25 protein-coding genes are annotated in these 23,160 nt (G+C 41.7%); 16 read left to right on the forward strand and 9 right to left on the reverse strand.

Annotated features, from left to right (window positions below; genetic code table 11):
• Nucleotides 1-552 precede the first annotated feature (552 nt).
• The 7 genes from ACEQZT_RS00075 (at nt 553) to ACEQZT_RS00105 (ending at nt 7,666) form a co-directional block, all read left to right on the forward strand.
• Nucleotides 553-1,347: a hypothetical protein gene (locus ACEQZT_RS00075; RefSeq protein WP_370086123.1), complete on the forward strand. Its 795-nt coding sequence runs from the start codon at nt 553-555 to the stop codon at nt 1,345-1,347.
• 61 nt (nt 1,348-1,408) lie between these two features.
• Nucleotides 1,409-1,978, forward strand: a complete 570-nt coding sequence (locus ACEQZT_RS00080) for a hypothetical protein (RefSeq protein ID WP_370086124.1) — start codon at nt 1,409-1,411, stop codon at nt 1,976-1,978.
• A 55-nt stretch (nt 1,979-2,033) separates the two neighbouring features.
• Nucleotides 2,034-3,521: a sodium:solute symporter gene (locus ACEQZT_RS00085; RefSeq protein ID WP_370086125.1), complete on the forward strand. Its 1,488-nt coding sequence runs from the start codon at nt 2,034-2,036 to the stop codon at nt 3,519-3,521.
• A 75-nt stretch (nt 3,522-3,596) separates the two neighbouring features.
• Nucleotides 3,597-5,213, forward strand: coding sequence for a phosphoenolpyruvate carboxykinase (ATP) (gene pckA, locus ACEQZT_RS00090; RefSeq protein ID WP_370086126.1), 1,617 nt, complete (start codon nt 3,597-3,599; stop codon nt 5,211-5,213).
• A 135-nt stretch (nt 5,214-5,348) separates the two neighbouring features.
• A complete protein-coding gene (locus ACEQZT_RS00095; RefSeq protein ID WP_370086127.1) occupies nt 5,349-5,879 on the forward strand; it encodes an RNA polymerase sigma factor in 531 nt (176 codons plus the stop codon).
• Nucleotides 5,869-6,402 (forward strand): hypothetical protein, encoded by a 534-nt coding sequence (locus tag ACEQZT_RS00100; protein WP_370086128.1) that lies wholly within the window; start codon nt 5,869-5,871, stop codon nt 6,400-6,402. The genes ACEQZT_RS00095 and ACEQZT_RS00100 overlap by 11 nt, the downstream gene beginning before the upstream one ends.
• The gene (locus ACEQZT_RS00105; protein WP_370086129.1) at nt 6,368-7,666 is read left to right on the forward strand and encodes a hypothetical protein; all 1,299 of its coding nucleotides are present in this window, start codon (nt 6,368-6,370) and stop codon (nt 7,664-7,666) included. The genes ACEQZT_RS00100 and ACEQZT_RS00105 overlap by 35 nt, the downstream gene beginning before the upstream one ends.
• Here the strand turns inward: ACEQZT_RS00105 and ACEQZT_RS00110 are convergent.
• From ACEQZT_RS00110 to ACEQZT_RS00130, 5 genes are read right to left on the reverse strand one after another with little or no spacing between them, the layout of a single operon-like run.
• Nucleotides 7,663-8,514 carry an FKBP-type peptidyl-prolyl cis-trans isomerase gene (locus tag ACEQZT_RS00110; RefSeq protein WP_370086130.1) on the reverse strand — a complete coding sequence of 284 codons (852 nt, stop codon included), beginning with the start codon at nt 8,512-8,514 and terminating at the stop codon, nt 7,663-7,665. The genes ACEQZT_RS00105 and ACEQZT_RS00110 overlap by 4 nt on opposite strands.
• Nucleotides 8,515-8,516: 2 nt before the next feature.
• On the reverse strand, nt 8,517-9,830 hold the full coding sequence (locus ACEQZT_RS00115) for a NupC/NupG family nucleoside CNT transporter (RefSeq protein WP_370086131.1): 1,314 nt from the start codon (nt 9,828-9,830) through the stop codon (nt 8,517-8,519).
• Nucleotides 9,831-9,833: 3 nt separating this feature from the next.
• Nucleotides 9,834-10,415 (reverse strand): bifunctional nuclease domain-containing protein, encoded by a 582-nt coding sequence (locus tag ACEQZT_RS00120; RefSeq protein WP_370086132.1) that lies wholly within the window; start codon nt 10,413-10,415, stop codon nt 9,834-9,836.
• Nucleotides 10,415-11,365 carry an electron transfer flavoprotein subunit alpha/FixB family protein gene (locus ACEQZT_RS00125; protein WP_370086133.1) on the reverse strand — a complete coding sequence of 317 codons (951 nt, stop codon included), beginning with the start codon at nt 11,363-11,365 and terminating at the stop codon, nt 10,415-10,417. Before ACEQZT_RS00125 ends, ACEQZT_RS00120 begins: the two co-directional genes overlap by 1 nt.
• A gap of 1 nt (nt 11,366) precedes the next feature.
• The gene (locus ACEQZT_RS00130) at nt 11,367-12,104 is read right to left on the reverse strand and encodes an electron transfer flavoprotein beta subunit/FixA family protein (protein ID WP_370086134.1); all 738 of its coding nucleotides are present in this window, start codon (nt 12,102-12,104) and stop codon (nt 11,367-11,369) included.
• A 249-nt stretch (nt 12,105-12,353) separates the two neighbouring features.
• Here ACEQZT_RS00130 and ACEQZT_RS00135 point away from each other — a divergent pair, with 249 nt between their 5' ends.
• The 7 genes from ACEQZT_RS00135 (at nt 12,354) to ACEQZT_RS00165 (ending at nt 18,042) form a co-directional block, all read left to right on the forward strand.
• A complete protein-coding gene (locus tag ACEQZT_RS00135; RefSeq protein WP_370086135.1) occupies nt 12,354-13,154 on the forward strand; it encodes a M57 family metalloprotease in 801 nt (266 codons plus the stop codon).
• A 168-nt stretch (nt 13,155-13,322) separates the two neighbouring features.
• Nucleotides 13,323-14,051, forward strand: coding sequence for a head GIN domain-containing protein (locus ACEQZT_RS00140; protein WP_370086136.1), 729 nt, complete (start codon nt 13,323-13,325; stop codon nt 14,049-14,051).
• A gap of 180 nt (nt 14,052-14,231) precedes the next feature.
• Nucleotides 14,232-15,035 carry a helix-turn-helix domain-containing protein gene (locus ACEQZT_RS00145; protein WP_370086137.1) on the forward strand — a complete coding sequence of 268 codons (804 nt, stop codon included), beginning with the start codon at nt 14,232-14,234 and terminating at the stop codon, nt 15,033-15,035.
• 3 nt (nt 15,036-15,038) lie between these two features.
• Complete coding sequence (locus ACEQZT_RS00150; protein WP_370086138.1) at nt 15,039-16,280, forward strand: serine hydrolase domain-containing protein; 1,242 nt, start codon at nt 15,039-15,041, stop codon at nt 16,278-16,280.
• A 9-nt stretch (nt 16,281-16,289) separates the two neighbouring features.
• The gene (locus tag ACEQZT_RS00155) at nt 16,290-16,802 is read left to right on the forward strand and encodes a hypothetical protein (protein ID WP_370086139.1); all 513 of its coding nucleotides are present in this window, start codon (nt 16,290-16,292) and stop codon (nt 16,800-16,802) included.
• Nucleotides 16,803-16,822: 20 nt separating this feature from the next.
• Nucleotides 16,823-17,794 carry a YpdA family putative bacillithiol disulfide reductase gene (locus tag ACEQZT_RS00160; protein WP_370086140.1) on the forward strand — a complete coding sequence of 324 codons (972 nt, stop codon included), beginning with the start codon at nt 16,823-16,825 and terminating at the stop codon, nt 17,792-17,794.
• Nucleotides 17,794-18,042 carry a SemiSWEET transporter gene (locus ACEQZT_RS00165; protein WP_370086141.1) on the forward strand — a complete coding sequence of 83 codons (249 nt, stop codon included), beginning with the start codon at nt 17,794-17,796 and terminating at the stop codon, nt 18,040-18,042. The genes ACEQZT_RS00160 and ACEQZT_RS00165 overlap by 1 nt, the downstream gene beginning before the upstream one ends.
• Before the next feature lie 2 nt (nt 18,043-18,044).
• Here ACEQZT_RS00165 and ACEQZT_RS00170 read toward each other — a convergent pair whose 3' ends face one another.
• Nucleotides 18,045-18,641, reverse strand: coding sequence for a DinB family protein (locus tag ACEQZT_RS00170; protein WP_370086142.1), 597 nt, complete (start codon nt 18,639-18,641; stop codon nt 18,045-18,047).
• Between the two features lie 44 nt (nt 18,642-18,685).
• Between ACEQZT_RS00170 and ACEQZT_RS00175 the strand changes: the two genes are divergently transcribed.
• Together ACEQZT_RS00175 and ACEQZT_RS00180 are read left to right on the forward strand one after the other, a co-directional pair.
• Complete coding sequence (locus ACEQZT_RS00175) at nt 18,686-19,009, forward strand: tetratricopeptide repeat protein (protein ID WP_370086143.1); 324 nt, start codon at nt 18,686-18,688, stop codon at nt 19,007-19,009.
• A gap of 9 nt (nt 19,010-19,018) precedes the next feature.
• The gene (locus ACEQZT_RS00180; RefSeq protein ID WP_370086144.1) at nt 19,019-19,606 is read left to right on the forward strand and encodes a YdeI family protein; all 588 of its coding nucleotides are present in this window, start codon (nt 19,019-19,021) and stop codon (nt 19,604-19,606) included.
• 1 nt (nt 19,607) lies between these two features.
• On the opposite strand, the gene ACEQZT_RS00185 is transcribed toward ACEQZT_RS00180, so the two are convergent.
• The 3 genes from ACEQZT_RS00185 to dnaB are packed head-to-tail and all read right to left on the reverse strand — an operon-like array spanning nt 19,608 to nt 23,045.
• Entirely contained in the window at nt 19,608-20,474 is an 867-nt protein-coding gene (locus tag ACEQZT_RS00185) for a class II glutamine amidotransferase (protein ID WP_370086145.1), read from the reverse strand.
• Nucleotides 20,475-20,519: 45 nt separating this feature from the next.
• Complete coding sequence (locus ACEQZT_RS00190) at nt 20,520-21,500, reverse strand: zinc-binding alcohol dehydrogenase family protein (protein WP_370086146.1); 981 nt, start codon at nt 21,498-21,500, stop codon at nt 20,520-20,522.
• A gap of 15 nt (nt 21,501-21,515) precedes the next feature.
• Nucleotides 21,516-23,045 carry a replicative DNA helicase gene (dnaB, locus tag ACEQZT_RS00195; RefSeq protein WP_370086147.1) on the reverse strand — a complete coding sequence of 510 codons (1,530 nt, stop codon included), beginning with the start codon at nt 23,043-23,045 and terminating at the stop codon, nt 21,516-21,518.
• Nucleotides 23,046-23,160: the final 115 nt, after the last annotated feature.

Here is a 23,160-nt window from a genome sequence, read left to right on the forward strand (position 1 = left end):
GACGAGGATGCCTAAATCTTAAGCATCTCCAATGCCTGAAAGTCTTGCTAATAACTAGGAATAGATAGACTTAAAAAGTAACAGGTTATTTCAGGTAAAGTAACAGGTTACTCCAAGCAAAGTATCAGGTTACTTCAGGTAAAGTGACAGGTTACTTTGAGTGAACGAACCAAGCTAGCGTCTTTTACATCTATAATCCTATCACATTCTCAAAAATAGACGCCCATGTCCTTCTCAAACCCATCTCGTCCTCGTTTGCAACGAGGATGACTAAACCAAATTTCGAAGATTCCGGCACAGGGGCCGGAATGACGCTTCGAGCTAAAAGAGCATTTTTCTAAAAGACAAATCTCCGTCATGTCATTCCGAGGAACGAGGAACCTCCCCGCTCTTTGTACTCCCCCTTCATAATCATTCTCAAATCCGCCATCCGTTTTACAATTTTGAGAAAAGGAAGAATTTCAAAAAAGCTGTCCAGTAGATTTTACGCACTTTTTTGTTTATTGGCATGCCTGTTGCACCCTTAGCATCGAATCAAAAACATAAATCAACATGAAAAAGATATTAGCAATACTATTAATCCCAATGACATTATTATGGTCATGTTCTGATGATGACGGGTCGGCACAAGACCCGCAACCAAACATGCCGCCAGAGTCCAGCATGGCTCCCAACTTTGAAAACTTCGAAGACGATGGAGGCCGAATGGCAGCAGTGAACAACTGGGCATATGCTGCTACGAGTGTAGGTGTATATTCAGCCATCCTCTATTCAAATCTGGTTGTGCCGGTAACGGCATTCAGAGTGGGCTTAAATCAGAATGCAACCTATAATACAGAGACAGAGCTTTGGATTTGGGAGTATGATGTCAATGTGGCCGGCAAAGGTTCGTACAATGTAAGACTTACGGCAGATGTTGACGGATCGGATGTAGACTGGACAGGGTACATATCTCTGAGTGGCGTTTTTGAAGATTTTGTGTGGTTTGAAGGTGAATCCAACCTGGAAGCAACCGCCGGATCTTGGACGCTCTATGAAAGTCCTCAAAGCCCATCGGCATGGTTGACCGTAAACTGGACAGACAATGAAAGCACCGAGGTTTCCACCTCTACATTCACTATTCAAAAAGCAGGTGACTTCTTTGGAAGCAGCATTTCATATGAAGCAAATGCCAATGCTGATTACAATCGTGGCGTGACCATCGTGGACACCAATGCATCCAACACTATTGACGTGGATTGGAACCATCCTTCAGGGGAAGGTAGAGTAAAAAGTGAAGCCCACTTTCAAAACACAGCCTACCACTGCTGGGACGACACATTAAATGACACTGACTGCCCTTCATAATAAGATCAGTTAGCTATGGTAGAGAACCCTCCTATTCGGAGGGTTTTTCTATTTTAGTTGAATGAAAAAGAAAGCGCTCACTCAAATTGGTTTTGAGTTTATATCAATCGTTTTCGCCGTATTGCTTGCATTGGGGCTAAACTCCTACAAGCAAAACATCGATCTCGAAAAAGAGGCCAGGACCTTGAAAAAGTCGATCCTGTTGGAATGCAGAAACAACTATGCTCGGATAGACAGCACCAGAAATATGAACAGAGATTTCTATAACTACATTGATTCTCTAGTGCGACTGGACCCTGAAGACATCAACAATGTATCGTTCAACTATGGTTTTGAACTACTCAGCAATTCTGCCTGGAATATCGCACAAAACAATTCAGCGATAAACTCACTGGATCAGCAGTTTCTGTTGGATGCAGCAGACGTCTACCATACGCAGGAATTTTATACCGAATTCACCTCGTCCTTTTATCAAAACATGGCGCAACATATCCAAAAGATGGATGAAATCCCTCCGTTCAATACTGCGCTTTCTTTTTACTACAGTCTCAATGTGATGAATAGTGCTGCCGACGACCTGCAGACCCAATTGCAGAAGCTATTTGACACCCATGATAATGGTGAGGACTAATTCAGGTTCTATAGCTGATAATGACTAAATTGGCGGCTTATTTTAAATAAGCGACATGACCTATTTAGTAGTAACCATTGGGTATATTTTAATCCTCGCAGGAATTATCATCTACAAAAGTCGGGGAGTAAAGAATGAAGAGGATTTTGTAGTAGCGGGAAGGAATGTGCCAGTGTATCTTCTGGTAGGCACATTGGTTACGACATGGATTGGATCAGGTAGTCTCTTCGGCACAGCCGGACTTACCTTTCAGGTAGGATTTTCTGAGCTTTGGTTTTCGCTAGGTGCATGGATAGGCATACTGGCTGTATACTTTATCGCCGCACGGGTTCGAAGGATTTCTCAATACACACTGACCGATATCCTGGAAAAGCGCTACTCCCCCATTGCACGTCTTTTGGGTACAATCACCATTATCGTAGCATACCTGATCATTGCGGGCTATCAGTTTAAAGGAGGGGGAAGGTTCTTATCTATCCTTACTGAAGGTGCGATCTCCGTTGAGCAGGGAACATTTATCACATTCCTAATCATCATTGCCTTCACGGCTCTTGCCGGAATGGTTTCCATTGTCTCGATCGATATCTTTAATGGCATCATCATGATCACGGCTATCATTTTGGCCGTTCCGTTTGCTATCTCTGGTTTTGGTGGTTGGGACAATGTGGTGAACACCATCAATGAAGTAAGCCCAAACCACCTTTCTGTGACAGAAGGACACGAACCGATGTGGTACATTGGAATCATGCTTCCTACACTGATTCTCCTTTTGAGTGAGAGTAGTGTGTACCAAAAATTCTCTTCTGCTAAGGATGCAAAATCTGCAAAGAAAGCTGTGATGGGGATGTTTATTGGAGTGGTGGGAATTGAGTTCCTGATGTGTCTACTGGCTGTGGTAGGTTTTGCTATTTACGCTCACGATCCAAGATTCTTTATGCCTGATGGGACCGTAAACGCACCCATGTCCGAAGAAATCATCTTGCGTATTGGGTTTGAGCAACTACCGGCATTTGTAGGCTCATTGTTGTTTGCCGGAGGTGCCGCGATCATCCTATCCACAGGCAATACATTCCTGATGGTGACATCTACCAACCTCTCCAGGGATATCCTTGAGAAGTATTTCATCAAAGGTGCGACTGATAAAACAAAGCTTTTGATTCAAAGAACCTCGATCGTAATACTTGGTTTCATTGCCTACCTGATCATGACCCAGTTTGAAGAGATTCTCTCCATGGCATTTATCTCGTATACAATGATCGGAGCGGCTTTAGCTCCACCCCTTCTTGCCACTTTCTTCTGGAAGCGTGTAACCAAACAGGGAGGTGTCGCTTCTATTCTTGCCGGAATGCTTTCTGTAATCATCATCGAAGTACTAAACAGATCAGGTGTGGTTTTAGATCTTGGCTTTATTTCGTTTCCATATGATTCCAAGATGGTAGCCATCCCTGCATTGATTGCCTCGATTGTTGCTCTGGTTGTTGTCAGCTTACTCACTAAGCCTACCCCAAAAGAAATAGTCGATCCTTTTTTCGAGAAAGACTGACATCCAGTAACTTCGCGCAAACGTTTGAGTCCCGTGCATTCGGGATTTTATCAATTATCAATACCCCATAAAAAAATGCAAGAATACGGCGTAAAATCCACGAAAAGTGATCTTTCCGATTTAGGTATTAAAGTAAAAGAAGCTCATTGGAACCTGAGTCAATCAGAGCTCATTGAGGAAACACTGAAAAGAGGCGAAGGTGTACTTACCTCTACCGGTGCTTTGATGTGTGACACAGGGAAATTTACCGGAAGGTCTCCAAAAGACCGATTTGTGGTAGAGGACGCAAAAACAAAAGACTCAGTATGGTGGGGAAACATCAACATCCCATTCTCTGAGGAAAACTTTGACAAGCTGTACGCCAAAATGGTAAAGTTTGTAGAAGACAAAAAAGTTTACGTGCGAGAAGCATACGCCGGAGCAGATAAAACTCACCGGTTGCGTGTAAGGGTGATCAACACTATGGCATGGCACAACTTATTCGCGTACAACATGTTTTTGCGACCGGATGCGTACAAGGTCAAAGAATTTGAGCCAAACTTCACCATTCTTTGTGTGCCTGAGTTTGAGGCAGATCCTGCAGTAGATGGAACACGTCAGTCAAATTTTGCTATCATCAACTTCACTAAGCGAATGATCCTTATCGGGGGTACCGCTTATTCAGGTGAAATGAAAAAAGGAATTTTCTCTGTGCTCAACTACATGCTTCCTCACGAGCAAAATGTATTGAGTATGCACTGCTCTGCTAACATGGGCATTGAAGAAAGAGACACAGCAATTTTCTTTGGACTGTCAGGAACAGGAAAAACTACACTTTCCGCCGATCCAAATAGATTACTAATTGGAGACGATGAGCACGGTTGGACAGCTAAGAACGTCTTTAATTTTGAAGGTGGTTGTTACGCCAAGGTGATTGACCTAACTGAGGAGAAAGAGCCGGACATCTATAATGCTATCCAGTATGGTGCAATCCTTGAAAACACGAGATTCAAAGAAGGCACCAGAGAGGTTGACTATGAAAACTCTTCTGTGACTGAGAACACCCGTGCTTCATACCCGCTTCACCATATCAGAAATGCGATGGATCCTTCGATCGGTGGTATTCCTAAAAATATTTTCTTCCTGACATGTGATGCATTCGGGGTTATTCCCCCTATCCAGAGACTAAACAAAGGACAGGCGATGTATCACTTCATTTCAGGCTATACTTCTAAAGTGGCTGGAACTGAAGCTGGTGTAACTGAGCCAGAGCCGGTATTTTCGGCTTGTTTTGGTGCACCATTCCTTCCGCTACACCCTACCAAGTACGCAGAGATGCTTGGAGAGAAGATGGACAAGCATGAAGTAAACGTATGGTTGGTAAACACTGGATGGACCGGAGGTCCTTACGGAGTTGGAAACCGAATTAGCTTGAAGTATACAAGAGCAATGATCACAGCAGCGCTTGACGGCAAGCTGGATAATGTTGGGTATAGAACTCATTCCATCTTTGGCGCTGAGATACCAACTACCTGCCCTGGAGTACCTAGCGAGATTCTAAGTCCACGCGAGACCTGGAAAAACGACAAAGGATTCTACGAAAAGGCAAATGATCTAGCTGCACGTTTCAATAAGAACTTTGAGAAGTTTGAAGAGTTTGCCAATGACGAGATCATGGCAGGAGCTCCAAAACAGAACGAGCGATATAAATAAACCTGGAAAGTCACAGTGACTTAAACCCTGATCCGCAGATAAGCAGATCAGGGTTTTTTTATGTCTAAATATTTAACTTTCATACAACCTTTCTTAAACCACTCCCATCCTACCCATAGAAAACGCCGACAGCCTGTGACCAAAACTCAAATAGTCTGGATAAATCAACTGAAGAAAGGGAACGAACTGGCGGCCTTCAACTTGTATAATAGCTATTCAAAAGCCATGTATAGTACACTTACGCGAATAACGAATGATACAGAAGCAGCCAAGGATTTGCTACAAGAGGCATTTGTTAAGGCTTTTAATCGGATTGGGGATTTGGATGAACCAAAAGCCTTCGCCGGATGGCTAAAACGTATTGTTGTGAACACAGGCCTTGAGTACGCGAGAAAGAAAAAATACTTTTTCGAAAACATTGAAGAGCAGGCAGAATTGGAAAGTGAAGAATTGGATGAAAAGCTGATAGACAACACCACCCTTCACAACGCAATCAAAGACTTACCTGATGGGTGCAGAACAGTGCTTTGCCTTCATTTGATTGAAGGGTATAAACACAAGGAAATAGCAGATCAGCTTGGTATAACTGAGTCTACCTCAAAAACACAGTACAGGCATGCAAAGCAATTGTTAAAAACAAAACTTCAACATCATTATGAATATTGAAGAAATTATAAAAATCAGAAGAGAGCAACTAGATGTTGACTCACCTCCTCCTGAGCTTTGGGATGGCATTAGGAAGGAATGGAAGCAGGAGAAGAGATACGGATGGTGGAAAGTTGCAGCAGTAGTTTTTATCACAACTTCCATTGGCTTACTGATTCACAACATCAAACTACAAAACCAGGTGGAGGAACTTGCTTCTCTTGGCGACATTTCTGAAGAGTATCGCGGGATCGAAAACGACTATATATCACAAATCAATGTGCTTGAAGCAACTATTCCAATAAAAGAAGCAAAGAGCCAAAACGATTTTCAGTGGATTTTTGATGAGCTCGAAACGTTAGATCAAATCAACACGCTTTATCGAAAGGACATTGGTAAAATCAATGAAGCACAGCTGGTAGGTGTGCTGGTAGATTACTACGAAAAGAAAATAAGGCTTCTAAGGAAGCTTGAACTCGAACTAAAAAGGACCAATAAACTCAACAACAATGAAGAAACTAATACTAATAGCACTAACCTGTAGCATTACATTTTTTGTCTTTGGCAATGGTGATGGTGAAACCAGATCTACAACGGTCAAACTAGATATTTCTACATCAGATCGGATAAGCATTCAGGCGAAAAACACTGAATTAATTGTGGAAACGTGGGATAAGAATTCAATGGAAATAGAAGCATCAATCAGATACGATGGAAAAATGACAGATAAGATGATTGAGTTTCTGAATCAGTTTGAACAAAGAGTAAAAGATAAAATAAGCAAAGGAGCAGGTGACGTTAGAGTAGACACGGATCTGGATCTTCCTAATAAGATTCAAATTGGTGGCAAACATGTAGGAATCAATGTTTCGTATGGAGATGAGAACCTTAAAGTGCTTTATAGAATAAAAGCTCCTGGAACCAATTCATACACGATTACTAACTCGTATGAAGACGTTAGACTGATTGGAAATTTTGATAAAGTTGAGTTTACTCAATACTCAGGAGAACTTGAAGCTGGAAACATCAAATCAGCAAAGTTGAATATGAAGTATGGCTCAGCAACAATTGAAAGCATCGGAAATGCATCGATGGAAATATACGAACAGAAGCTTAACTCAAGGAACATCGGAGAGTTGGAAATCAACACGAAGTATTCAGATCTGGAATTAAGAAAAGTTGGTACAATGAAAGCCACGTCCTATGAATCGGACATCCAAATAGGCTCCATCAGGAATCTAAGTGGTGATTTTAAGTATGGTGAAATCAAGGTGAACGAGAAGTTGGAAACTGCAGAACTGACCTTGTACGAAATGGATATTGAGGCTGAGGAGATCGAAGCTATTAAACTTCTTAACAGTAAATACAGTGAGATTGAAGCCGAAAAAGTTGGATCGATTGTATTTGAACAATCATACGAAGATCAAACTTCCATTGGCACATTGGGATCATTTAAAAGCACCAATTCGAAATATGGTAACCACTCGATTGAATTATTGCTAGGAAGTCTAATTCTAAACGCCTATGAAGATGAGGTAGAGATTGACCGTCTGGGTCCTTCAGCAACTGAGATATCCATTGATGGTAAATACATTGATTTCTCAATTGGAACTGGCAGTGTGCCTTTCGTTCTAATCACAAAAGTGAAGTACGGTAAGGTGGACTATAATGAATCACAGGTGGATGTCAAGCGATACATTAAAGACAATGACCAACTTGAGGTTGAGGCTCATTCCAAAGCAAAAGGAACCAGCCCTGTAAAGATTTCAGTGAAGGGTTATGAAGTAGATGTAAAGGTTGAATATTAATCCACTGAAATCAATTCAACCTTATAAATCAAGTTCGTGTTTGGAGGTACAGGTCCTGAACCAGTATTTCCATAACAAAGACCTGATGGAGCATAAAAAATAATCTCCCCATCTTCTTTTATCAATGGTAACATGTTTTTCCATGAAGTAATCAGCTCACTCAACCTGAACCGAGAAAGATTTCCTTCATCAAACACATCACCAGAAAAAAATTCGCCAATATAATTAACCGTTATATTATCGGATATTATGGGACTTTTTCCTGTTCCATCGGTTATTATTTGATACCTAATCCCTGAACTATGTTTAATCGCTACAATATCATTGTCATTTAAGTATTGATCTATTTTTTCCAAATCAATAACGAGCTGATCTTCTGCTGGAAGCACTATAGAAACAAGTTCAACCTCAAATACTAAAATCGTATTTGGTGGAATAAATGTATTACCTCTCTTACCATAACCGTAAATTGAAGGGACATACATCTTTATCTTTCCACCCTCCTTCATTTCAGGAAGCATTATTTTCCATGCCTCGATTAAATCTTTAATTAGAAAGTTTAACCCTAACTGGTTTTGATCAAAAACTCTACCATCTAAAAAGGACCCAATATATTTCACAATAACATTGTCGTCTATTGTGGGAGTCTCTCCAGAACCTTCCTCAAAAATTTGATACCTAATTTCTGATTCATGAGTGAGAGCTACAATCTCATTTTCACTCAAATAGTTATCAATTGCTGCAATATCAACTTCAAGTTGTTGTTGGTCTGTGAGTTCATCTTCCTCTTTACATCCCATAAAAAGAACTAAGGTTGCCAATGTAAAAACTAATATTATTCTTTTCATAATCATCCAAATAATGTTCCTGCTATAGTGGCTGTCATCATGGTGGCCAAGGTGGCTGCTACGAGAGCTCTTAACCCCAGTTTCGAAAGGTCTGCCTGTCTTCCGGGAGCCATTCCACCAATTCCGCCTATTTGTATTGCAATTGAGCTAAAATTAGCGAAACCGCATAGTGCATAGGTAGAAATAATTATAGATTTTTCTGATAGTAAACCGGCTGCTTTCATATCAGCCAAGCTTAGATATGCCACAAACTCATTGATTACCGTTTTCTGCCCTAACAAACTTCCTACCTTGATCGTCTCCGCCCAATCTACTCCCATGATGAATGCAAACACTCTGAATATTTGCCCCAAAATATACTGTAGTGAAAATCCTTCAAAAGCACCGTCGGTAGTTCTAACTACAAACTCATTTAATCCGGTCAATTCACCAATCCCGTCTACAAGAATCCAGTTTAAAGCAAAGATTACTGCGATAAATGCCAGAAGCATTCCTGCAATGTTCAGTGCGAGTTTCACACCATCTGAAGCACCCCGTGCTAAAGCATCTACCAGATTAACTCCTATATTCTCTTTATTGACCTTCAGACTACTATCAATCTTCTCAGGTTCATTTTCGGGTAGAAATATTTTAGCCATCACTATTGCAGCAGGTGCATTCATGATGGAAGCACTCAATAGGTAAGTAGCAAATACCTGCTGTTGAGCAGGATCTCCCCCACCTAAAAACGAAACATAAGCTCCTAGTACACTTCCTGCTATAGTTGCCATCCCGCCTGTCATCAGACAGTTGAGTTCCGAGTTGGTCATCTTACCAATGAAAGGCCTTACCAGCAATGGAGCTTCCGTCTGACCTAAGAAAATGTTACCAGCAGCCGACAAACTCTCCGCACCGGAAAGTCGCATCGTCTTTGCCATCAACCAGGCAAATCCATATACAATTTTTTGAAGTAGACCTAAATAATAAAGTCCTGCTGTAACTGCAGAGAAAAAGATGACTGTAGGAAGAGCTTGAAAAACAAAGAGAAATCCAAGGCTATGATTCGCCTCCGGTACCGCATTACTATTTTTCGCAAGGTCCCCATACAAAAATTCGGCACCTTTCAGACCAAAATTGAGGAACTTAACGAAACCAGCACTCATCCAAGTAAATAGTTGATTGATAAAATCAACATTAGCGATCATCAAGCCGATGATTACCTGAATGGCAATACCTATCCCAACAAGTCTGAAATCCACTTGTTTTCTATTACCGGAAAGTGCCCATGCGATGGCAACAAGGCCTATTAATCCAGCTATTCCTCTTATGTAATCCATGATTTAGTTTCTCTTATTCAGCACATCCCTGATGCGGGCGGCTTTCTCATAGTCCTCTTTATCCAATGCCTCCGTCAGCATTTTTTCTAACTCACTCGAGGATAAATCTTCAAGACTGGTTTTCTCAGGTTTCTTTTCTTCCTGCTGCACTATTTCCTCCTCGTATTCATCCGTAAGCAAAATACCTGCCTCTGTAAGAATACTTTCGTTGGTGTAGAAGTCAACATTAAAGCGTAAACCGATGGCAATAGCATCTGAAGGCCTGGAGTCTATTTCGAAGATTTTTCCTTCATGCTCACAGATGATACGAGCAAAGAAAACACCCTCTTTTAAGTCTGAGATGTAAACTTCCTTTATAGAAATATCAAAATTGTGGGAGAAGGCCTTAAAAAGATCATGAGTCATTGGCCTGTTGGGCACTATTTTCTCAATCTCAATGGCAATAGCCTGAGCCTCAAACATCCCGATGATGATAGGGAGTCTTCTATTCCCTCCTGACTCACCAAGTACCAGAGCAAAAGAGCCTGATTGGGACTGACTAGAAGACAGTCCCAATATCTCTAATTTTATTTTGTCATCGGCCATTAACCCTGTGCCTTCTTAATTGCTTCTGTAAGTTTTGGAACTACGTCAAAGGCATCTCCTACAACGCCATAATCAGCAGCTTTAAAAAATGGAGCTTCTGGATCTTTATTAATTACCAAAATATATTTGGATGAATTCACTCCAGCTAAATGCTGGATAGCTCCAGAAATTCCAATTGCAATATAAAGGGATGGACTCACTTTTATCCCTGTTTGGCCTACGTGCTCATGATGAGGCCTCCAATCCATATCGGATACAGGCTTGCTACAGCCAGTTGCCGCTCCAAGTGTTTTAGCCAACTCCTCAATCATTCCCCAATTTTCAGGGCCTTTCAGTCCTCTACCACCGGAAACGACCAAGTCAGCCTCAGGCAGAAGTATATCTCCTTCTGCTTTTTCAGTTTTAGTTGTTTTTACTGTGAAATCTGAATCGTTTGTGGTAGGTGAGAAAGCAACCACTTCTGGTGCTCCTCCATCTTCCTTAATTGCGATCGCATTTTTCTTGATGATGATGATCTTCTTATCTCCCTCCAGGCTTGTATTTGCGAATGCCTTACCTGTATAAATGCTCTTTTTAACAGAGTAACCGCCAGATGTATCCGGAAGGTCTGCCACGTTAGAAGCGAGTGCTGCATCTACCTTGATAGATACTCTCGCTGAAACAGGATCACCCAATGAGCTTTTGGCCATCACCAACAAATCAGAGCTTTCCTGATTCATAGCCTCTGCAATGGCTGATGCATAAGCCATGATATTGGGTGTGCTTAGCTTGTCATCAGTGACATGCAACACCTTGGTTGCTCCGGCTTTTCCTATCTCTTCAATATCAGATACTTCACCAAAAACAATGGCAGTAACTTCTCCTGAAACAGCATGGGCATAGCTTACAGCTTCCAGGGATGATTTTTTAACTTTTCCTTCGTCAGTTTCTACAAATGCTAATGCTGCCATGTTATATAACTTTTGCTTCGTTCTTTAATAAATTAACTAGTTCGTCCATATTATCCGGATCGATCAACTTTACGGCTCCTTTTGCCGGAGGTAATTCAAACTTACTCACCTTAGTTTTAGGTGCATCTCCAGTTGGCTCTTTTACTTCAAGAGGCTTAGTACGCGCACTCATGATTCCCCTCATGTTAGGGATCTTCCATTCTGCGATTGGCTCCTGACACCCTGCAACGAAAGGAAGTGGCAATTCCATGTATTCTTTACCTCCTTCAATTTCCCTGGAAATCTTAGCTGTGTTACCATCAATATCCAAGGTCATCACCGGCGAAACTGAAGGAATTCCCAAAAGCTCGCCTACCATTCCGTGAACCTGACCGCCATTAAAATCAATGGATTCACGTCCCATAAGTATCAGATCATATCCACCATCTTTTGCTATAGCGGCAATTTGCTTTGCAACAAACAGTCCGTCTTCAGGAAATGCATTAATTCTTATTGCATCATCCGCTCCTATAGCCAGTGCTTTTCTAATGGTGGGTTCGGTTTCAGCCTCACCTACGTTGAGCACCGTAATGCTGCCACCCGTCTGCTCTTTTAGCTCAACAGCTCTGGCAAGGGCATAATCATCGTATGGACCTATGATAAACTGAACACCATTCTTATCAAACTTGGTGTCTCCATCGGTGAATGCAATGCGCGAAGTGGTGTCCGGCACATGCGTAATACAAACTAATATTTTCATTTATCTAATCGAGTGTTTTTATAAGAAACAAGTGAGAAGTCAAACGGTTCAACACCTCATTTTTCGAACCTCGAAGTTAGCAATAATGAGGAATTTGGGAAGCTTAGAATTGCGCTTTTGTCAAAATTGAAAATGACATGTTCGAATTAGCAATAAATTAAGATGTTTGAGATATTTTCTTTTACAATGGTTTTATATTTCAAAACAGTTTCCTATCTTCATCCTCAAGAACCAAATTTTTAATGTATTATGAGAAGATTAAACAAGTTGGGCTTCCTAGCCCTATCACTGGTAATGCTATGGTCTTGCCAGGAAAATGAAACACAAAACCCACAACTTGAAGAAGTTCCGGCAGACGTACTTGCCAAAGTAGCTGCTCTCGGCTTCAATGCTGATGAGGTGAAAATGTATGACGGTCATCTGTTCATTGAAGGTGATATTAAAGTGTCACTAGATCAATTGGACAGAATGTCTCCAAGCGAAGGATTACCAGTTGAAGAACATTATCACACAGATAATTTAGTGACTGGAACTCCACGAACCATTAATGTATATGTGAATATGCCGCAGAAGTACAAAGATGCTACTGACATAGCTATTGCGCGATACAATGCTGAAAATCTAAACCTGACATTCAACAGAGTTTCTAGTTCTGGACAAGCTGATATTACCATTAAAGCTTCACCATGGTATTATTACTGGTTTGGCATTTTGGGCTCAGCCGGTTTCCCTGAAAATGGAAATCCTTACGGAACCATTCTGATGACCAGAGGATACTACGACAATGTATCCAACATCAATGGGTTAGCAACCACGATTGCTCATGAAATGGGGCACTGCATTGGTTTCCGCCATACAGACTATATGGATCGAAGCTATAGTTGCGGAGGCACTCCTGACAATGAGGGAGATGGTGGTGTAGGTGCAAACCACATCCCTGGTACTCCTACAGGACCAAGTGCCAACTCCTGGATGCTGGCTTGCGGAAGCCCTGAAGGAGACAGACCATTTACCAACGACGATAAAACAGCCCTGGGCTATGTGTACTAGTTGTAAATAAGGTTAGTTAATGTAAGGTGTGGGGAAACTCACACCTTTTTTTATTCCCGAATAGGAATTGACATTCTCAAATTGAGAACATTTCCGTTACCCAAACCTTGAAATAAGAGCTAAAAAGGCTGTTGGCACAGAGGTGGCATAATGATCCATAAAAAGATTATGAAATCTCTACTTACAATCCTTTCGCTAATAACTCTACCCCTTTTCACCATGGGGCAATCACAAGTCGTGAATGAAGACATTGAAATTATAGAAGACTTTCATTCGATCAATCTCAACTCCAGATATACCGTGTACCTCAAACAATCCAATGAGACAAAAATCGAGGTGAAAGCATTGAAGGAAATTCTGGATATATCGGAATTTAAGGTTGACAATGGAGTGCTGAACATCAACATTATTAGAGAGGAAAAAAACAAAAGTGTGTGGGAGCAAATCGATGATATCAAGATCGCACCTAAACTAGATGTATATATTTCCATGAAGGAGGTAAAGAGCCTCAATGTATTTGGAAACGGGAAGATCATCACTGAAAATTCGATTTCCTCTAATAACTTAGATATAAATCTTTCAGGATCAGGAACTTTAGCTGCAGATATTAAAGGAGAAAATCTATCAATAAGTAATTCCGGAAGTGGTTTAATAAAACTTCAGGGATATGCCACCAATGCAGATTTGAACCAGTCGGGCTATGGAAAAATTGAAGCGTTCAAGCTTGATCTCAAGGAAATGAATGCTCAGCTAACCGGTTCAGGAGACGCTGAAGTAAACGTTACAAATAATCTGATCGCCTCTGTATATGGAAGTGGTTCTATCAAGTTTAAAGGCAACACGAAAGAAGTTACTAAAAAGGAATATGGATTAGGTAAGGTGGAGCGTACGTATTAAGTGAATCCTCTTCACAATTAATACGTGTCATAGTAGAGACCACCCCGAGGGTTAGCGGGGTGGTTTTCTTGTTTTTATGAGTTGTTATAAAATGACGGGCAAATGACGGGTATATTACAGGATTTATTTTTGGTGATGGCTGTATGTTCGAGATAGAATTGCTGAAAAATCAATCTCAAAATGAAACAACCCGAATTAGGAAAACGACTGGCAGATCTTCGTCAGCAGAAAAACTTGACGCAAGAAGAGCTGGTAGAAGCGTGTAATGTAAGCGTGCGAACTATTCAGCGAATTGAGTCTGGAGAGGTGACACCACGTGTGTCTACAGTAAAAATTCTATTATCAGCTCTGGATGCGGACTTTGACTCATTTAAAGAAACCATCAGTCCTTCGAAATCAGATAAATACCTCCAATCCACAGAATCATGGTTACAAGCCGCATGGATTTCTGGCATTGTTTATTTCGTATTAGGGTTTTTAGATGCTGTTCTCGAATATGAAAGATTTGAAAACCTGTATGAAGTAGATTCAATCGGTTTTTTTGTATCAGTTAAATTGGCCTACTTCCTCTCCTATGCCATTTTCATCGTCGGTCTAATCAAGCTTGGTGATTATTTTTCCAACTATTTGCTTAAAATAACAGGATTTTTAATGATTGGTCTGTTTGCCATCATTACCTTTTTTGACATTTTTAGCATTTTCTATCCTATCAGTGACACGAATCTATTGTCATTGGGAGCAGGTGAATCTATTTGTGTTGGCGCAGCAGGTATTGTATTTGGAGTAGCTCTCATGAGACTTCAGGACGGAATGGGTCAGCTCGCTAAAATTGCCGGAATCACAGAGATTATAGCTGGATTTTTCTTTGTGGTAGTCATCCTGTTTTTGCTGGGATACCTCATGCTTATTCCGGCCACTATCATCGAGATTATCCTCCTTTTCAAAGGATTGGAATTCATCAAATCAGAACGCCTAAAAGCCTAGAACATGAGAAAGTTAAGTTGTTTGCTTGGTCTCTTCGGACTAGGGTGGTTACTCTATTGCCTTTTTCAACCCATTGTAGATTGGCACTTTGGATGGAATAAGCTTCCAGAATCAGTTTTCAATCAACATTTTGAAGGTGCCTACGACAATACCTATGCAGAGCCAATCGCGAAATCAAAAGCAGTTCTATTAGAAGCTCATCACAAAAGCCAGGCCCCTTCCTTATCTATTGCAGTTGCTATAGGCGGAAATACAGTATGGTCTTATTCCTCAGGTTTCGAAAATATTGAAGAATTAGTACCAGCCGATACTAGCACAAGGTATCGAATTGGAAGTGTATCAAAAGCAATTACTTCACTGGGGCTTGCTAGGCTATTGCAAACAAACACCATTAGCCTGGACTCATCAATTCAATATTATACAGGCATGTTTTCTGAAAAGCCCAAAATAACAGTAAAACAACTTGCATCACATCAATCCGGAATTCGAAACTACCGAGCAAGACTTAGCTTCCCTATCTGGGAATACTATCGCAACGAGGAATTTGCAAGTGTTGAAGAAAGCATTTCTGATTTTGAAAATGATGATTTACTCTTTGAACCGGGCGAAGATTTTGCATACAGTACCTATAACTACACGGCATTGAGCTACGCAATGGAGAGCGTTTCCGGAGTTGATTACCTGACAATTATGAATCAGGAAGTTTTCATACCTCTGAAAATGCAAAGCACTCAGGCTGATAAAAAGAACAGTTCTATATCCAATCGCGCAGTTCCCTACTTTTCAAATGAAAAACTCTATAAGCCAGCTCTAGATGTAAACCTCAGTAATAAATGGGCGGGCGGAGGCTTACTATCCACCCCCTCTGATTTGGTAAGAGCAGGCAATGCCTTGCTTGATTCTGCATTTATATCTTCTAAAGTGATTCAAATCATAACAACCCCACAAAGACTGAATAATGGGGATATCAATAATCAAAACTATGCCTTGGGATGGCGACATGATTATTCAGACCGATACCTCGATGGGGCAAAGAAGGTAGAAATCATTCATCATGGAGGTATGGCTGTGGGAGGCTTGGCATTGCTGGCTATCTACCCTGAATACAATATGACAGTAGCCCTCACAGTGAACAAATCAGGACAGGAAGGAAGGTTTGAGCTTTTTGATTATGCTGTACCAATCGCAAACTTATTTATCACAGAGTTGAAAGAAATTAATAGATCAACAATACTTTTACACTAAAGTATCATTATGAAAAACCAGCTTAAATATCTATTGTCAGGGTTTATTATAGCATCTGTTATTTTACTTTCATCATGTGGTGGAGATGACGCTGGACCCGCATACAATTTCATCGATCAAAACCTGCAGGGAACAATCGATGGTCAAAATTTTGTCTATGGAGAAGGAATCGTAGAAGCCTCCTCTTTTAATGAAGGTAAATTTTCACTTGACCTTTATGATGAGCAGGAAGAAATAACAGACATCTGTGACTTCTTTGGATTTGGCGATCATGTAAGTATTTTCTTTGAAATTCCAGACGAAATCGGTCTATATGAACTATTTCTCAATCTGGAATCCTTTGAGGGACAAACCGTAACCCTCTTTAATCCCGATGGTTCACAAAATAATATTGCTACAATGGGAGCCGTAGAGATATTAAGTATTTCAGCCACACAAGTAAAAGGGCGGATGGATGCAAGAATGGATGAGGCAAATTCAGTAAACGGAAACTTTACAGTCCAATTTTGCCCTGAGAATTAATCTGCTTTTACCTTCGCAGCATGCATGAAGAAGTTGATGTATTAATTGTGGGAGCAGGTCCTATAGGACTGGCATGTGGAATTGAATGCGAGAAATCTGAACTCTCCTACGTGATTGTTGACAAAGGATGTCTGGTTAACTCTCTTTACAACTACCCACGAAACATGACCTTCTTTTCCACCTCTGATCGCTTGGAGATTGGAGGTGTACCGTTCATTTCGCATAACCCAAAGCCAACACGTCCCGAAGCGCTGGAATATTATCGTAGGGTGGCCAAATCGTGGGGTTTGAAAACTCGCCTGTATGAGCGAATAGAAAAAGTAAAAAAAGCGGAAGATCAATTTCAAATCACCTCTTCGAAACAATCATATACAGCCAATAAGATTATCATAGCCACAGGCTTCTATGACCTCCCCTACCTCCTTCATGTTCCCGGTGAGAATCTACCCAAGGTGAAACACTACTACGATGAGCCACATCCTTATTATGATATGGATGTAGCGGTTGTTGGGGCGGCCAACTCCTCCGTGGATGTGGCTCTGGAGGTATATCGAAAAGGCGCCAAAAGTGTGACAATGGTGATCCGTGAAGAAGAAATCAATCCCAGAGTGAAGTATTGGGTGAGACCTGATATTGATAATCGGATAAAAGAAGGATCGATTAAGGCTTATTTTCAAAGCAACATCACAAAAATCGAAGAGCGATCGATCGATATAGAAACTCCTAACGGTGACCTTTCTATTCCCAATGACTTTGTACTGGCCATGACCGGCTATCAGCCGGACTTTTCATTTCTGAAGCATATAGGTATAGAGATTGGAACGGATGAATTCAAAACACCAACGTATAGTGAGAAGACGATGGAAACAAATATTTCAGGCGTTTACCTCGCAGGTGTCATCTGTGGTGGACTCAAAACCAATGCATGGTTTATTGAAAATTCACGTGAGCATGCAGAACTTATCATCAATCACATATCCAAACTGAAATAATGGAGCAAACTATAGGTTTCATCGCTGCATTTCTCACCACGGCTTCTTTTGCTCCTCAGGCTATCAAAACAATCCGCACACGAAATACTGAAAGTATATCATTGGTGATGTACGTGATCTTCAACATCGGCATCATTTGCTGGCTTATCTACGGAATCTTCCACGATGATCTCCCAATCATTCTGGCCAATTCAATCACCTTGCTACTTACAAGCACCATATTGGCGATGAAGCTGAAATACGGTTAGGATCAGTCTTTCACCTTGCCCTGAAGCACACTTAAATTCTGATTATACGGATTGTCATTCGTTCTTCGAAAGGAAATGATTTGTCCAACATGGTTGATTGCATCAGCAATTGGACCATTCAGTAGGTTCCAAAACGGATATTGAGTACCATTGGCAAAGATGATATCATACTTCTCCATATCCTCTGCACTTGACGATTTCAGCTTGATACTTGCCTGCTTGATGTTTTCAAGAGTACGATTACGCTTTTCCTCAAATGACAACCCTTCCAGATCCAGCCCACTAAACGTCTCTTCTTTCACAGCCAGATAGAGAATCTCCGTCAGCACCACAATATGGTCTACCGTTTCTTCAATGCTTCTGGCTCCCTCACTTGGGCGGTAGCTTAGGTCGCTTTCTGTCAGTCCTTCCGTACCCCAATAGTATCGAAAACCAAGCCCATCCACTATGCGTGCTGAGGTAGCTCCCGCAGTATAGCGTTCCGGATAGTCGGGAATCTGATAATAATAGTCTTCTGGATTTCCGTTTTGCCCGATTGCTGTTTTTGATGCGGAGAATAGAACGAATGTGGTGAGAATGATGATTTTTAAATTTCGCATGGTATTAAGTTTTTACTGACCTTTCTCAAATGTAGCTTAGCAGAATGAATTCTGAACGCATCTCACTTCTCAAACAATTCATTGCAGACGAACCCTCAAACCCCTTCAATAAGTATGCGCTCGCTATGGAATATTACGAGGAATCGCCTGATGAAGCATTGAATTTGTTACGATCGGTTCTTTCGGATCATCCGGACTACCTCCCATCCTATTTTAAAGCTGCTCATTTGCTTTGGGAAAATGAAGATTGGGATGAAGCTGAAGAAATTTTCAAAAAAGGAATCGAGTTGGCAGAGAGGCAGCAAGATGAAAAAGCGACACTCGAATTGAAGTCTGCTTATCAGAATTTTCAATTTGATCGAGATTAATTTTGAAGTATGAAAATGGCTAAAACCCCTGAAGAATATTTCAAATCAGTACCTGAGCATCTGGATATCCTGAAGAAGCTCCGATCCATTTTACTTTCCACCGAGCTGGAGGAAAAGATGAAATGGGGCATCCCGACTTATTGCCTGAAGAATAAGAATGTAGCCGGTATCGGAGCTTTTAAGTCTTACGCAGGGCTTTGGTTTTTCAACGGTGCTTTTCTGAAAGATGGAAAAAATAAACTGATCAACGCTCAGGAAGGAAAGACTAAGGGAATGCGTCAGTGGCGTTTTGAATCATTAAATGAAGTTGACGAAAAGCTGGTGAAAGCTTACATCGAGGAAGCCATCCAAAATCAAAAAGATGGGAAAGAGATCAAACCAGAGAAGAAGCCGCTGGTTATACCAGATGAGTTAAAAGAGGCATTGGCGTCCAATAGCCAATTATCCGAAGCATTTGGGGCGCTTTCGCTTTCGTGCAAACGTGAATATGCTGAGCACATCGCTGAAGCGAAACGTGAGGAAACCAAGCAAAAGAGACTTAATAAGATCATCCCGATGATTTTGGATAAGATGGGGCTAAACGATAAATACAAATAAGCTACCCACTCGTGCCCAAGTGTATTTCCATTTTATCCCTAATCTTCCCCTCTTCTACCAGTACCATTGAGTTCACAGCCACCTTTTCCCAGCCTGGATCTTTACTAAGCGGCTCTGAAGAAATTACTACGGACTTTTCATGGTAGCCGGGATCCATCATAAAGCATACCCCATTTTCGCAGACATACTTTTTCCCCAGGTTCAAATACAATGAATCCGCATAGTCAGGATCCGTGGTAAACCGCACAGCAACAGCAAGATGACCATCTGTTAGTACCATATTCATATACGAGTGCTCATCACCTCCATGCTCGTGAATCAACGCTATCACCTTTTTTATAGCAGACATCATAGCGGTAGGCAATCGATCCCAATGCTCCAAATGCTGTAGCCTGATAAGCTCATCAATGAGGATCGCAAAGAAATGCTCTGAATCAGTTGATCCTTTAATGTGCTGAAAAGCTTCTTCTGACAATTGATGAATCAGCGGACGCTTGATTTTTCGAAATCCACCAATATCCCCATTATGCATAAAAGCAAATTGTTTCCACTTAAAGGGGTGACAGTTTGATTCGCTCACATTGAAGCCCTGGGTGGCGGCCCTGACGTGTGCCATCACACAAGTAGTTTCAATAACCCGACTAAGCTCATGTAAATTTTGATTGCTCCAGGCGGGAGATACTGACTTGAACAAGGCCGGTTCCTCTTCCAAATCTTTACTATACCATGCCAGCCCAAAACCGTCTCCATTCAGAGGCTCCTCGCGCTCTTTGGCCATCATGCTCTGATGAATGAGCGAGTGCTTTGGTTCTGTAATCAGAGAGCCAATTCTGATTGGCTTTCCCTGATAAAATGTGAAGCGACACATAGGTAAAATTTACACCTTTCCTGTGTCAAATGTGTTATGATGCAATTAAAATGTTACAACGATTTTTCCGAAGGAGTCTGGTTCCTTAAATCGATCAAATGCCTGAAGGTAATCGCCAACATCAAAGACTTTGTCTACCGTTGGTTTTATTTGATGCTTATTCACCCAATCCAGCATTTCACCAAACTCCTCATCGCTTCCCATGGTGGAACCCATGATCTGAACCTGAGACCAAAATAACCTGAACACATCCACTTTTTCCGGGTACCCGGTTGTACTTCCATACATCACAATCCGACCCGCAGGCTTTACAATTTTCAGGTAGTTATTCAGCTGATTGCCACCCGCACTATCGATGATTACATCAAACCCTCCAAGCTGTCCGGCTTCTTTAAACCACTTCTCATCTTTGTAGTTAAAGCCTCCCTTCACTCCAAACTCCTTCACTCGATCGATCTTGTCATTACTGCCACTTGTCACGTAAACATCAGCTCCGGATGAAACAGCAAATGCAATGGCAAATTGGCTTACACCACCTCCAGCACCCGTAACAAGTACCCTTTTTCCAGCTTTTGCATCCCCTTTTTTAATGGTTGCCCTAAAAGCTGTGAGTCCCGCAAGTGGTAAAGCTGCCGCCTCTTCATCACTCAGATGCGCTGGTTTTTCATGCAATCGATGTGCTGGCACATTAATATATTCAGCCAGTGTGCCATTAGTCGGCATACCCAAAACAGAATATTTCGAAGATTGAACTTCTGGATTATCACCCCACTCTACATTAGGGTTGATGATTACTTCTTTTCCTTTCCATTCAGCTGGCCCTTCTCCCACTACACCACAGCCATCTGATCCTAGCACCGTTCCAAACTGAATGCCGGGATACATCCCCTCTCTGATCCATTGGTCACGTCTGTTAAGCGCTGCTGCTGAAATCTTAACCAGGCATTCATCACTTACCACTTCAGGCCTATCAATATCTACCAATTGAATCGGTTCCGATTCTTGTGTGATCGTAATTGCTTTCATCAAATAGTCGATTAATTAAAACGGCGCATCATCTTCCTCTGCATCTCCACCATTCGCCTTACTAGGCAGGGTAATGGTGAAATCATCATTGGATGGGCCTGAAGTTGGGAATGAACCAAAGCCACCGCCTTGATCTCCATCCCAGTCGGTAAACTTGGTGAACTTGCCAATGAACTTGAGGTTGACCGTATCGAGTGATCCGTTTCTGTGCTTAGCAATGATCACCTCACCCAGTCCTTGTAGTGGCATACCAGATTCATCCGTATCCAACCCATAGTATTCCGGACGATAAAGGAACATTACCATATCCGCATCCTGCTCGATCGACCCTGACTCCCTCAAATCTGAGAGTTGAGGACGCTTGTCACCACCCCGGGTTTCCACAGCTCTACTCAACTGAGACAGTGCCAGTACAGGTACATTCAGTTCTTTGGCAATTCCCTTCAATGCTCGTGAAATGGAAGCAATCTCCTGCTCTCGGTTACCTCCGCCCTTACTACTGTCACCACTCATCAACTGTAAGTAGTCAATGATGATCAGCTTCACCCCATGCTGAGCCGCTAATCTTCGACACTTAGCTCTAAGCTCCAGAATACTCAAAGCAGGCGTATCATCAATGAAGATGGGTGCTTCAGAAAGTTTTCTTGTTTTGTGGATCATCTGCTCCCACTCATAGTCGGCCAGATCTCCTTTCTTTATTTTTTCACTTGGTAGCTCGGCCTCTGCAGAAATCAAACGATTAACTAGCTGGACGGATGACATCTCCAGCGAGAAGATTGCTACCGGTGTATTGAAATCGATGGCTGCATTTCGAAGAGCCGAAACTACAAATGCCGTTTTACCCATACCAGGGCGAGCCGCAATGATCACCAAGTCTGATGGCTGCCATCCGGAAGTCACTCTATCCAAAGCAGAGAAACCACTTGGTACGCCAGTCAGTCCATCTTTTCTGTCTTTTCTGATCTGAATCTCGTCGATAGCCTGGTGCATCAGCGAGCTCATCTTGTCATAGTTCTTTCGGATGTGGGACTCTGACACATCGAACAATGACTGTTCCGCACGATCCAGCAATTTAAATACATCAATAGTATCCTCATAGGCATCTTTTTGAATCTCTGATGAAATTCTGATCAACTCGCGCTTGATCGACTGCTCGGCAATGATTCGAGCGTGGTATTCAATGTTGGCTGCCGAGTTTACCTTGGTGGTTAGCTCCGCCACAAAGTGTGCCCCGCCTACAATTTCCAACTTTCCGACTTTTCTCAGCTGATGCGTTACCGTCTTAATATCTATCGGCTGGCTGTCATTAAAAAGGTCTACTATTGCTGCATAGATTTCTTGATGAGCGTCCTTATAGAAGCTTTGCGCATGCAAAATGTCAATGACGTTGGAGAGAGCGTCCCGCTCTAACATCAAGGCACCAAGTACAGCTTCTTCAATTTCTACCGCCTGGGGTGGTAGTTTTCCCAAATGTTCTGAAAGTGTGGAAAGACCAATGCGGCGGCTTTTTGTTGATGCTGTAGATGATTGTTTAGCTCCTTCCATTAAGAGATCTTTAATAAGTTGTAAGTTGGTACTACAAACTTAATTTTTCGCAAATGATAATGGTGGCATTTCGTCCACCACTTTCCCCCCACTTATCCACAACGATTATTCAGTT

The sequence above is a fragment of the Ekhidna sp. genome, from assembly GCF_964218185.1.
Classification (GTDB): Bacteria; Bacteroidota; Bacteroidia; order Cytophagales; family Cyclobacteriaceae; genus Ekhidna.